Origin of the sequence: Streptomyces sp. NPDC057253 (assembly GCF_042669125.1) — a bacterium.
Lineage (GTDB): Bacteria > Actinomycetota > Actinomycetes > Streptomycetales > Streptomycetaceae > Streptomyces.
The window spans coordinates 1-10,226 of record NZ_JBHUXV010000204.1 but is presented as its reverse complement, the minus strand read 5'-3'; the positions used below and the strand labels follow the sequence as shown (position 1 = coordinate 10,226).

The window sequence follows — 10,226 nt, the reverse complement described above, 5'->3', positions numbered from 1 at the left end:
TTCGCGTACATCGCCTGCCGCGGATGGCAGTCGTGGCGCGTCCTGAGGCGCGAGGCCGCACCGTCGACCGCTGCGTGAGCCCGCACCACCCCGCGCACCTGCCGACCAAGGGAGACCTCATGAACGACCAGCCGCTTCCCCGCGACGAGCACACCCCCCAAGGCAACTCCACGACGATGCGAAAGTCCGTCCTCGTCTCCGCACTGCTCATCCCCATCATGATCGTGGGCGGCTTCGCCATGCTCGCGGTGATCCCGGTGATCATCGTCGTCCACCTCACCCTGCGCGACCCACGGTTACGAGCCCTCCGGCCCTGGGCGGCCCTGCTCGGCGTCGCATACGCCGTCCCACTCGCCCTGTGGAGCGCGCTGCCGGACCGCGCACCCAGCCTCACCAAGGACATGCACCCCGCATTCGCCGTCGGCATCGTCCTCGCCGCCCTCGCCTACAGTGCAGCCCACCTCCTGCACCGGCGCCGCGCTGACCGACAATGACCTGAAGAGCAGTCACAACAGCCTCTCCCCGCCACCCGGGCCGACGGCGAAACCCTCGGCCGGCAGGCACCCCGCACCCCCGCCCAAGCACCCCCTACGGAGTGAGCACCAGGTGACATCGCGGCAAGCAGCGCGTGAGCAGATGATGGCCCAGATCGTGCACATCGGACGGGAGCACCTGAAGACGGTGCTCCCGGCCGACCTGTCACTGCGCGCCGTCGCCCGCGACATCGGCGTCGTACCGTCCGCGCTCTACCGCTACGTCCGCGACCGCGAAGCACTCATCACCCTGCTCATCGTCGACGCCTACGACGAACTCGCCGACGAAGTGGACGCCGCCCTCGAAGCAGCCGCCCACCGTTCCCACCGCGAACGACTCGAAGTGGCAGTCCTCGCCTTCCGCTCCTGGGCCTCCCAGGAGCCCTCCCGCTTCGCCCTGCTCTACGGGACACCCGTACCCGGCTACGCCGCCCCCGGCCACCGCACCGTCGAACCCGGCACACGCTTCGCCCTCGCCCTGGCCGCCATCGCCGAGGACGCCTGGCGCACAGGACACCTCAAAAAGATCGACACGGCACTCAGCCCCACCCTCCGCGCCGACATGGAACGTCTGCGACACCGTTACGGCCTCCAGATGCCCTCGGAGAACATCGCCCGCGTCTACGGCCTGTGGTCGGCCGTCATCGGCGCCGTCCTCTTCGACGTCTTCGGCCACCATGGCCCGGACACCGTCAGCGACCACGAGGACTTCCTGCGCACCCACACCGTCGGCCTTGCGACCACCATCGGCCTCTGAGACTCCGAGGAACCCTGCGAAAGCGCGGTCCAGGGCCATCCACGAGGAGGCCCTTCGGACCTGGATCCGGCAGGACTTCATGCAACCCCGTACGCCCAAGTTCTTCAGGGAAAGGGCGAGTTGAACACGTTGCGCTCCCGTCCCGGGCCGGTGAGGACGTAGTCCAGCTCCACCGCCGAGCCGAATGGGCTGATGCCAGCGGCAAGACCCTGCTGTCCAGCCATTCGCGGACGGTCGGCCGCGGCGTGGTCGTCAAGCAGGATGAGCACTGGGACGGCCTGCCGACCGGCAAGAACCGCCGCACCACGACGAGCGACGAGCCGCAACCACCACGAAGCGAGTTCTCCGCTTCCGGTCGCATCGGGCCGTTGCAAGCTCTGTTGAACCGGTCCGCCGCACCCCAACGCGAGGTCGGGTAGCGTCCGCTGTCGGTCTTTGCCCAACTGACCGGCAGCCGACTCTTCAGCACCAACGTCCCGACGGATGAGCCGTCTTGAGCGAGCTGACCGGCAACCGCATCCGCCCCACGGCCGGCAAGCTCGGCCTGCCCCACCTCGCGGAAACCATCAGTGCGTACACCCGCCGGGCCGACGAGGCGAAGATGGGCTACGACTTCTCCTTCCAACCCGAGCTCACCCCGCGCAAAGTCAAAGACCTCGCCGACCTCTCCTTCGTCGACGGCAAGGCGAACGCCGCCCTGCTGGTGCCGCCCGGGGTGGGCTAGACGCATATCGCCGTCCCTCTCCCGGTCGCGGCCTGCCGGGCCGGCTACTCGACCTACTTCACCAGCCTCGACGACATGGTCCACAACCTCAAAGCCGCCAAAGCGGCAGGCCGCCTGGTCAACAAACTCGACACCTACCTGCGACCGAGCGTCCTCGTGGTCGACGAGGTGGGCTACCAGCCCATGGAACGCGCCGAGGCGATCCTCAACATCACCGTCAGCGAACTGGTCGCCGAAATCGACCACGTCCTTCGCGCCCGGGTCGGCTGCCCCTCACCGATCACCAGGGCCCGGCGACCTGACGGTCGCTGGGGCGACAGCGGAGTCGTCCAGCGGACGATGCATCCGCCAGGGGGAGCCGTTCCATTCCACCACCGAAGGGGAGGAAGACAGTGCGGCCGGCGAGGAACCAGACGCCGTCAATCTTGCGGAAGACGTCCTCGTAGTGGCCGACGTTCGCCGGGAGCCGGGGCTCGACCATTCCACCTGAGTAGCCATCGACCCGGTATGTCGTCACATACGAGACCGCCCGCGCTGTCGCCTCAGACTCCACCGTGACCAGGATGTTCGTCATCAGACGGCGCGACAGCCTGTCCTTTGGGCGAGAGGCGAGGTAGGCGCGCAGAGCCTCGCGCCCCCCAATCTGCCGGTTTCCAAAAGGCCAGTGCCAGACACCGTCGAGCGAGAACAGCTCGGCCACCGAACTCGACTCGCCAAGGTCAAGTCGGTGGAGGAAGTCCACAATGTGCTTTCCGCTCCAGCACCGGCAGGGCGCGGTCTACGCTCCCCACTCGATTTGCCAGCGAACACACTGAGGCGACGATCGGCCGCGGGGATTCCGCGGATCTGGCCGCAGTTCCGTGACGGCCTACGTCCTCATGACGAGTGCTGATGCTTGTGCAGGGCTGCGCTAGCCCGGAAGCGGAGCCGTCCGCAGCGGTCCTTGTCTTCGTCGGGTGCGTCGTCTGCGCAACAGCAGTGCTGCGCCAGCCACCGCAAGTCCTCCTGGTCGAGCCATAGAGCGATACGGCCTTGTGCGGCCTCGGCTTGCGGATCCGTGGGTTGCGGCGACTTCATGGGTCATGACTGTATGCCCTGCTCTCGGATCCTCATGGCTGGCCGAGGATGCGCGTCGGCAGGCGTTGGAATGAGGCTCGGCCATACATGGCTCGTGTGAGCGTTTTCACCCGGTTCACGTAGCCTTCGACGGCGCCGGAGCTCCAGGTGAGGGTGAGCCCGGCGGTGACGGCGTCGGCTGACCGCCTGCCTGACCCTGTCCTGGAGCTCAGGAGCCGTCGGGGGAAACGTGAACCGGGTGAGGACACTCAAGCGGGCTATGTACAGTCGAGCCTCGTTCGAACTCCTCCGAACCCGCATCCTCGGGAACGGCCCATGACACAGTCGGGCAAGGCTCACCGATCGTTACCGAGGAGAATGATCCATGAGAGCGTTGCCCGCCGTCACGGGCCGAGATGAGTTCGATGCCCTGGTCGTCAGAACCGACTACCTCGACGACCAGGTGTGCCAGGACGTGGCGGCGGCACTGACGGAGCCCTGGGGAGACAGACAGTACGAGGCGGACATCCCATCGACGATCCGGCCTGGTCAGGGGCGACCGTTGACGAGGTGCTGACGGCAGTCCGCGGCGACGACAGCGTGGCCGTCGTCTTTCTTGCCGACCGTACAACCATGCAGGCCAAGAGCGACCCGCTACTGGCGGTCACCACGCTGACGCGGGAGGAATGCGTGGACGAAGCAGACTACGAACAACTGACCGAGTTCGGTCGTGATTTCCGCATCATCCCCGGAAGCCTCCACGAGGTCCACGCGAACCTGAGCATCGGGAATCTGGGCTTCGAGGAGTTTGCGGCATGGGCTCACGATGATCTCGAGGGGATCTTCCGGTCCTTCTGAACGGGTTCACGGAACTGCGGACAGAGCCATTTTCGCGAAGTCTGATCACGGCGACAAGCTCACAGCCACACCCAGAACCCTTGGCCCGCCCATGCTACGAAAGACCAGCTCGGACCCACGCCTGGAAGGCAAGACCGGCTTAGGTATCCGTAAGAGCGCCGTCCCCAGCAACGCTCTAACACTGGCCTCAGGTTGATCGGGGACAATGAACGGCAAAAACATCGACTGGAAGGGGGCGGGCCGGCGTGCGGATCATGATCGCGGATGACGAGGCGGCCATCCGTGAGTCGCTGGCGCGGGTGCTCCAGGTCGAGGGTTACGACACCAGCACCGTCGCCAACGGTTTCGCCGTGCTCGACGGGTTCAGTGGGGCCGACGGCGACACGCTGGATCTGCTGATCCTCGACGTGATGATGCCCCGCCTCGGCGGGTTGGAGACCTGTCGGCGGTTGCGGGCCGCGGGTCGGGATCTGCCGGTGCTGATGCTGACCGCCCGTGACCAGGTCTCCGACCGGGTCACGGGGCTGGACGCGGGCGCCGACGACTACCTGCCCAAGCCGTTCGCCACCGAGGAGTTGCTGGCCCGGGTGCGGGCCCTGCTGCGCCGGCGCACGCCGACCGACGGGGAGTCGCAGATCCTGTCGTTCGCCGACGTCCGGCTCGATCCGGACAGGTTCGAGGCGTGGCGGGGCGAACGGCCGCTGCGGCTGACCCGGACCGAGTTCTCCCTGCTGCAGGTCCTCATGAGCAACGCGACCCGGGTCGTGACCCGCGACGTGCTGTTCGAGGCGATCTGGGGCTTCGACATGAGCGCCACCGCCAACAACCTCCAGGTATACGTGAGTTACCTGCGCCGCAAGTTGGAGGCCGACGGTGAGCCGCGATTGATCTACACGCTGCGCGGCCTGGGATACACGTTGCGGGAGACTCCTCCGTGAGCAGGCCCGGCCGGGAACCGCGCCGGCTGACCCGATGGTGGCGCCGGCGGTCCCTGCGGGCCAGGCTGACGGTGATCGCGGCGACAGCCATCGCCGTCAGCGTGTTCCTGGCCTTCCAGGTGGCCAGCCAGCTGATGGGCTGGGAGCTGCAGAAGACCTACGAGGATCAGCTGCGCGCCGACTCCCGCGTCCTGGCGGCGAACGCGGAGCGCGCGGGTCTGGCGCAGGTCCAGCTACCTCCGTATCCCGGATCCGGTCGGCTGGTGCGGGTCATCCTGCCCGACGGCTCGATCCGGACGCCGGCCGGCCAACCCACGCTGCCCCCGGTCAGCGAGCAAGCTGGGCGCGTGGCGCAGGGCGCGTCGGCCGACCTGATGGAGTCGAACGACAGCGACGAGGACGGCTACGCCATCTACACGCTGCGGGCGGGCGACGGCGCGGTCCAGGTGGCCCAGGTCGCCGACGACAGCCCGATCAACCGGTTCGGGTTCGGCATGCTGCTGATCGGGCTGCTCTGCGTGGTCGGCGGCGCTCTTGTCGGGCGGACCGTGGCACGGACCGGGCTGGCACCGATCGACCGGCTGACCGCCGCCGCGGTACGTGTCGCGCACACCAGGGATCTTGACGCCGACATCCCGGACGAGGGCGGTGGGGAGATCCGGCGGCTGATCCAGTCGATCAACGACATGCTCGCCGCGCTCCGGGACTCCCGGCGGGCCCAGCGGCTGCTCGCCGAGGACGCCGCCCACGAGCTCAAGACACCGCTCACCAGCCTGCGCCTCAACGTCGAGCTGCTGATCCGGCTTGACCGGCGCGGCACCCTGGACAGCGCACTCCCGGCGAAGAGCCGGACCCGGCTGCTCGACGATCTCGGCGCCCAGGTGACCGAGTTGAGCACCCTCGTCGCCGAGCTGACCGACCTGGCGCGCGGTGACGTCAGCGACGAGAGCACCGAGCTGCTCGACCTCGCCGACGTGGTGGCGGCCGCCGCGATCCGGGCACGTTCTCGCGTGCCCGACATCGAGGTCGCGCTCGACGTGACGTCGGTGTGGGTGAGCGGGCGTCCCGCTGCGCTCCAGCGGGCGGTGCTCAACCTCATCGACAACGCCGGCAAGTGGTCCCCCGCGGACCAGCCGGTCCAGGTCCGGCTCCGTGCCGAGGGCGCGTCGGCGGTGCTCGAGGTCGACGACGCCGGACCGGGCATCGACGCGGCCGACGTGCCGCGGGTGTTCGACCGGTTCTACCGTGCCGACAGCGCCCGGGCGTTGCCGGGATCCGGTCTGGGGCTGTCGATCGTGCAGCGGGTCGTCGACGCCCACGGCGGCCGAGCCGGCGTCGCCCGCTCCCCACGCGGTGGCGCGCTGCTTCGGGTCGACCTGCCGGCCGCGGCCCCGCCCGCCCCGATCGCACGGCTCGCCGCCGGGGATGACACCGCGCCCCACAGAACGACGTAGAGAGCCTTTCAGCTTGGCCGCCGACCGGGTGAAGGCGTAGGAGTCCGCAACGCCCGCTCCCACGCTCTGCGCGCCCGGCCACGTCCCGACCCCGCCTGCTCGACCCCGTCTGCAAGCCGGTACCCGTCCACGCGCGCACCCGGTGGGGGTGGCTCGCCTCAAGAGGTCTCTCCGGAAGTCGCGTGAACCAGGCATCCGGGATGCTTCTGCTGCAAAGGCTCAGCAAGGGGTCGTGAGCCCCTGCCACAGTGGACGAAGGACGAGGAGGGCGGGGGCAGGCGGTGACTGAAAGCCCGAGCATGCAGGAGTTGATACGCCGTCGTCGGCGGGCCGGGTTCGTGGGGCGCAGGGCAGAACTCGCGGACTTTCGGCGCAACTTCACGACTGAACCGGACGACGAGCGACGACGCTTTCTGTTCAACATCCACGGTGACGCGGGGGTGGGCAAGACCCTCTTGGTGGAGCAGTTCCAGCGTGTGGCCCGAGACGATGCGGGTGCAATGACCGCACGGGCTGATGAGAAGTCAGAGGGGCTTGTCGCCACGTTGGAGTCAGTGGTCCGGCAATTGGCTCCGGGGAGCGCGGCGAAGCAATTCGACAAAGCGCTGGCCTCGTACCGTCATCAACTGCGAGACGCACAGGCGCCGGCGGACTCGGCTGCTGAGGGTTCGTCCGCTGCGGGCAGGATCGCGGCCGGCGTGGGCCTCGCCGTCGTGCAGAGCCTGCCTGTCGTCGGTCCTCTGGCCGGGGCCGTGTCGGCCCAGGAGGTAAGCCAGGCCGCTCATCGAGTGGGAGCGCTCCTCAACGAACGTGGCCATGCCGCCGACATCGCCCCGTTCGGGCCCGCCGAAACGCTCACTCCGCCGTTCGTGGAGCTCTTACAACGGCTCTCCCGTGAAGTCCCTTGGCTCGCCTTGTTCTTCGACACCTACGAGCGCACCGAGGTGTTCCTCGGCACGTGGCTGCTCGACCTGGTTGAGGGCCGGTACGGTGACCTGCCGGCGAACCTGGTGGTCACCGTCGCGGGTCAGCACCGCCTGCCCCCGGGGGCCTGGGCTCCGTACCTGGATGCCATGGAGTACCTGCCGCTACTGCCGTTTACGGAAGAGGAGGCCAGAAGACTGCTGGCCGACAAGGGAGTGACGGACCCACCCGTAGTCGAGGTGATCCTCGCGGTCACCGGCCGTCTGCCGGTGCTCGTCGCCACCCTCGCGGAAAGCCGACCGGGCGACATTTCCCAAGTCGGGGACTCCGCAGGAGATGCCGTGGACCGATTCCTCAAGTGGGAGTCACAGCAGTCACGGCGTAGCGCGGCTCTGGCCTGCGCGTTGCCCAGGACAGTGAACCAGGATGTCGTGGACGTTCTCCTCGGCGGGCAGTCCGCCGTGGAGTTGTACGAATGGCTCCGAGGCATGCCGTTCGTCCAGGACGACGCCGGAAGCTGCCACTACCACGAGGTGGTGCGCACCGCGATGGTCCGGCTGGAGCGCACCCGCTCGCCGCAACGCTGGCGGGCGCAGCACCGACAGCTGGAACGCGCCTGGCGTGGCTGGCGTGACGAGCAGCACCAGGACACGACGGAGGGCTGGTGGGACCCTCAATGGCAGGACTGTGCCGTCGAGGAGGTCTACCACATGCTGTGCGGGCAGCGGGACGGCGTGCTGGCCGAGGCGCTGCACGCGGCGGTGCGGGCAGCCGAGGTGGGTCCTGTCATGGCCCGGCGTATCGCCGAGGCGATCGTGCAGGCCGGAGAGGACTCAGCCACGCCCCAGGTGCGCCTGATCGGACGGACGCTGGCCGCGACCGTTCAGAACGAGTCTCAGGACTGCTCGGCCTTCCTCGGACTCCTCCTCGAAGACGGCCGGCTGGACGGCACACACCAGGTGGCCGCCCTGTCGGAACGGGCTTGGTTGCACCAACTCGCCAACCGTTTGGAACAATGCCTGGAAGACGTCAACAGCCTGGTCGCCCTCGAGCCCGAGAACGCAGACCCGCTGGTACGCCGAGGTGTTGTCCTCAGGCTGATGCGACGTCATCAGGACTCACTGGCGGACCTCGACCGCGTTCTGACACAAGCTCCCGACAACGCCCAGGCGCTGATTCAACGCGGATTGACGTTCGAAGCTTCGGGCAGGGACGCGGCCGCGCTCGCCGATTACGACGGCGCTGTGCACGCAGCGCCCGGCCATGTCGGTGCCCGCATCTACCGGGCTCGTCTCCTGTGCCGGAAGGGTCTTCTCCCCGAGGCGCTCGCAGGCTTCGACGAGGCGGCGGCAAGGCATCCGAATTCGGTGTGGGTTCTGCTCGAACGAGCCGAATGCCGCTTTGCCGCCGACCAGATCGACGAAGCACTCGACGACCTCCGACGCGCCCTCGCTCTCGAGCCTGACAAAGCCCGCGTGCACGCCAGGCGAGGCTTCCTGCTCTGCAGACTCGGGCACGCCGCCGAAGCGATCCAGGCCTTCGACCTCGCGCTGGACGCCGATCCGACCGACGCATGGGCGCGGACATGGCGGGGGTGGGCGTACTTTCGGCTGAACCAGGACGAGGCCGCTCTCGAAGACCTCGAGCGTGCGGTGGAGTTGTCACCCGACGGCGAGTGGCAGGCCGCCGCGCGGGGATGGGTGCGCTGGGGAGCGGGCCGCTACGAGGAAGCTTTGCCCGACCTCCAACGTGCGGTGTCCCTGGATCCCGACTACGCGTGGGCATGGGCCGGACTTGCGTTGACGTCGCTGTGGCTGGGTCGCCCTGAAGAGGCCCACGAAGCGCTCAGCCGTGCCGCTCAGTCCTGGAGCAGGAACGCCCCCTACGCCCAGGAACTGGCTGACCGAGCCTTCCGGCTCCTCGAGAGGCACCATCAGCGGGACGACGAGGTGTTGCGGGGGGCTGCCCGAGCCGCGTCGGCCTGGCTCGCGCAGACCCGGTGGGACGGCATCCGCAGCCTCGCTCTCCCGCTCCTGGCCAGAGGCAGACTGTCGCTCCTGCGCGACAGCGTGGCACTGCTTCGGTACACCAGATCCGTCATCCGCGCCCATCCCGATACGGGACCGCTCTACGGAGAAACGGTGGCGGCCCTGGTGGACACAGTCGTACGGGAGCTGCCGGAAGCGCGTAGCGACGAGCCGGCCGGATAGGAGGGTTGGTGTGAGGTCGCATCCGGACGGGTGTCTGCGTGGTGTTGTCACGCCTGGGCCGGCTCCGATGTAGGGGCGGTCGGTCTGGATCTCGCCCGCCCTGCCCGGCCGCGCGCACGACCTGACCGGATCCCCCGGACCGCGAACGACAAGGCGTCCCCATCCCCGTGCATCCGGCCGAGTGGATCAGTCACCACCTGCACGTCGACGCCCTGCTGACGGCGGTTTTCAGAGAATTTCGGTCCGGCTGTCGCCGCCCCGGTCGCACTCCGCGAGGGTGCCGTCGAGCAGCACGCAGTCGGGGTCGGCTTCGCGCGGGCTCGGCAGGAGCCCGGGCGCGCGGTCGGCGAGCAGGGCGATGACGGCTGCCGTGCAGGCGTGCGCGGTGCCGACGGAGATACCGAAACCGGCCGCGAGTTCGGCGAGGGTGTCGTGCCGCCGCAGGCGCGTCAGGCTGACCAGGGAACGAACGAGGCTCCAGTGCCGCCGAGTTGAGGCGTCGAACACCTCCCTCAACGGCACGGGAGCCTCGTGCGGTGCGGACCCAGAACCGCCTTGACCCGATCGGCGGCCACGCTGAAAAGGCTCCCCGACCCGCCCGGCGGCACGGCGCAGGACAAAGGACGGCGACCGTCGGGCCCATGAAAGAGATCCGGGACGGGCCTGGGGCCTCGTCCCGGATCTCGGCCGTGCCGCCGCGCTCACCGTTGCAGCGCAGGCTCCTCGTCGTCGGCGAGCGACAGTTGACCGTCCGGCAGGTCCGTCGCTGGAC

The 10,226-nt window shown here is 68.6% G+C and carries 9 protein-coding genes and 1 pseudogene; 8 read left to right on the top strand and 2 right to left on the bottom strand.

The genetic code is table 11. The annotated features are described in order from the left end of the window. The 4 genes and pseudogenes from ACFULQ_RS46655 to ACFULQ_RS46640 all read left to right on the top strand — a co-directional run. Positions 1-494: hypothetical protein (locus ACFULQ_RS46655; protein WP_383557217.1), on the top strand; the 494-nt coding region annotated here is incomplete at its 5' end. Positions 495-606: 112 nt separating this feature from the next. Then, positions 607-1,290: a TetR/AcrR family transcriptional regulator gene (locus ACFULQ_RS46650; protein ID WP_383557215.1), complete on the top strand. Its 684-nt coding sequence runs from the start codon at positions 607-609 to the stop codon at positions 1,288-1,290. Positions 1,291-1,535: 245 nt separating this feature from the next. Further along, a complete protein-coding gene (locus ACFULQ_RS46645; RefSeq protein ID WP_383557212.1) occupies positions 1,536-1,709 on the top strand; it encodes a hypothetical protein in 174 nt (57 codons plus the stop codon). Positions 1,710-1,783: 74 nt separating this feature from the next. Next, a pseudogene (locus ACFULQ_RS46640) lies at positions 1,784-2,221 on the top strand (ATP-binding protein); the annotation flags it as partial. A 73-nt stretch (positions 2,222-2,294) separates the two neighbouring features. Here the strand turns inward: ACFULQ_RS46640 and ACFULQ_RS46635 are convergent. Continuing rightward, positions 2,295-2,759: a nuclear transport factor 2 family protein gene (locus tag ACFULQ_RS46635; RefSeq protein WP_383557220.1), complete on the bottom strand. Its 465-nt coding sequence runs from the start codon at positions 2,757-2,759 to the stop codon at positions 2,295-2,297. An 881-nt stretch (positions 2,760-3,640) separates the two neighbouring features. On the opposite strand from ACFULQ_RS46635, the gene ACFULQ_RS46630 reads away from it, so the two are divergent. The 4 genes from ACFULQ_RS46630 (at position 3,641) to ACFULQ_RS46615 (ending at position 9,454) form a co-directional block, all read left to right on the top strand. Further along, the gene (locus tag ACFULQ_RS46630; protein ID WP_383557209.1) at positions 3,641-3,928 is read left to right on the top strand and encodes a DUF6924 domain-containing protein; all 288 of its coding nucleotides are present in this window, start codon (positions 3,641-3,643) and stop codon (positions 3,926-3,928) included. Positions 3,929-4,173: 245 nt separating this feature from the next. Then, positions 4,174-4,866 carry a response regulator transcription factor gene (locus tag ACFULQ_RS46625; protein ID WP_383557206.1) on the top strand — a complete coding sequence of 231 codons (693 nt, stop codon included), beginning with the start codon at positions 4,174-4,176 and terminating at the stop codon, positions 4,864-4,866. Next, positions 4,863-6,320 carry an ATP-binding protein gene (locus tag ACFULQ_RS46620; protein ID WP_383557204.1) on the top strand — a complete coding sequence of 486 codons (1,458 nt, stop codon included), beginning with the start codon at positions 4,863-4,865 and terminating at the stop codon, positions 6,318-6,320. Before ACFULQ_RS46625 ends, ACFULQ_RS46620 begins: the two co-directional genes overlap by 4 nt. Positions 6,321-6,619: 299 nt before the next feature. Beyond that, positions 6,620-9,454 (top strand): tetratricopeptide repeat protein, encoded by a 2,835-nt coding sequence (locus ACFULQ_RS46615; protein ID WP_383557201.1) that lies wholly within the window; start codon positions 6,620-6,622, stop codon positions 9,452-9,454. Positions 9,455-9,682: 228 nt separating this feature from the next. On the opposite strand, the gene ACFULQ_RS46610 is transcribed toward ACFULQ_RS46615, so the two are convergent. Continuing rightward, positions 9,683-9,976: a transposase family protein gene (locus ACFULQ_RS46610; RefSeq protein ID WP_383557198.1), complete on the bottom strand. Its 294-nt coding sequence runs from the start codon at positions 9,974-9,976 to the stop codon at positions 9,683-9,685. Positions 9,977-10,226: the final 250 nt, after the last annotated feature.

Bases quoted from the DNA above. Each gene is read 5' to 3' on its own strand.
- ACFULQ_RS46615 (WP_383557201.1), top strand. From the start codon at position 6,620: ATGCAGGAGTTGATACGCCGTCGTCGGCGGGCCGGGTTCGTGGGGCGC.